Below are 1,129 nucleotides of genomic sequence, written 5' to 3'. Positions count from 1 at the left end.
TGGTACGCTGAACGCGAAAATTAAGTGCCTCTGGATGTACTCCTAAAGCATTTTCAAATGTGATCGCCATGCATCTTTCCTTACAGTCGGCTCGAATACGCCAACATACAAACAAGATACGTGCCATAAATTTTATTTATATTTATCAATGACTTACAGACAAGAGTGGAAACCAAACTTCCGGTTTACGGAAAGCAAAAAAATTAGGGGGAAAACTCTAATTTCCTCAAAGTGGATACTGTTATTAGGAATTCTTTCGACAGGACAAACTTTCGCCAGTCCGGACCAAACCACCTTCTCATCGGAGGAGCTAAAGGCCGTTGTCGCGAAACATTTTGAACAAGAAGTAGACCGCGTAGCCAAGTCCAACCAATGGGGCGAGTACCAACTGGAGTACGACTTGTGGGTGCCAGGTTCTGCCAACCATTTACCCAAATGCGATGCCAAATTGGTGATCACGGGTCGCGATAACCAACCTTTGCCAGTCGGTAACTTAAAGCGTTCCGTCAGTTGCGAAGATCTCACTGCTCCATGGCGAATCAATGTCACGATCAAATCTTCGGTCACACTGCCAGTGGTGGTTGCGGCGACGACTGTAGGTCGTAGTGAAGTGGTGACAGCCAATCATCTGAAATTGGAAACTCGAACCATTTCGCGCTCGGACGATTTCTACACCGATCCTAAACACGCCATCGGCTTGGAAACCACGCGTCGACTCCGCGCCGGACAAGTCGTCGATCCAACCTACTTAAGTGCCCCCGCTTTGATTGAGAAAGGCAATGAAATCATCATCATTGCTAGCAAAGATGGATTTAGTGCAAGCACCAAAGGTGTCGCCTTAGAAGATGGAGCGAAAGGCCAACAGATTGAGGTAGAAAACCTCAGTTCTGGCAGAGTCATTCGAGCGGTTGTGACAGGAAGAAACCAAGTTCATACTCAGTTTTGATTTTGGACTCAACGTAACATTTTTCAATTTTGCCTCTCGTCACATCACGTGAGTATCGAGTACAAAAATAAAATTTAATGTTCACCACATCCTTGTCGCCTATTGGATTTAGAACATGATGATGAGGACCACAGCATGAAAATCGACAAAGTCGCGGGCGGTCATGTCCCACAAACAAATTTC

At 45.7% G+C, this 1,129-nt stretch carries 1 protein-coding gene and 1 pseudogene; one reads left to right on the top strand and one right to left on the bottom strand.

Features of this window, described 5'->3' with window-relative positions; all coding sequences use genetic code 11:
• Positions 1-70: pseudogene (gene flgB / locus R7035_RS25730) on the bottom strand (flagellar basal body rod protein FlgB); the annotation flags it as partial.
• A 78-nt stretch (positions 71-148) separates the two neighbouring features.
• On the opposite strand from flgB, the gene flgA reads away from it, so the two are divergent.
• Positions 149-946 (top strand): flagellar basal body P-ring formation chaperone FlgA, encoded by a 798-nt coding sequence (flgA, locus tag R7035_RS25725; protein WP_318146381.1) that lies wholly within the window; start codon positions 149-151, stop codon positions 944-946.
• Positions 947-1,129: the final 183 nt, after the last annotated feature.

Source organism: Vibrio sp. 1731, from assembly GCF_033339955.1.
Classification (GTDB): domain Bacteria; phylum Pseudomonadota; class Gammaproteobacteria; order Enterobacterales; family Vibrionaceae; genus Vibrio; species Vibrio alginolyticus.
The sequence above is the reverse complement of the archived record's forward strand: the minus strand, read 5'-3'. Positions and strand labels throughout refer to the sequence as shown.

Bases quoted from the DNA above. Each gene is read 5' to 3' on its own strand.
- flgA (WP_318146381.1), top strand. From the start codon at position 149: ATGACTTACAGACAAGAGTGGAAACCAAACTTCCGGTTTACGGAAAGC.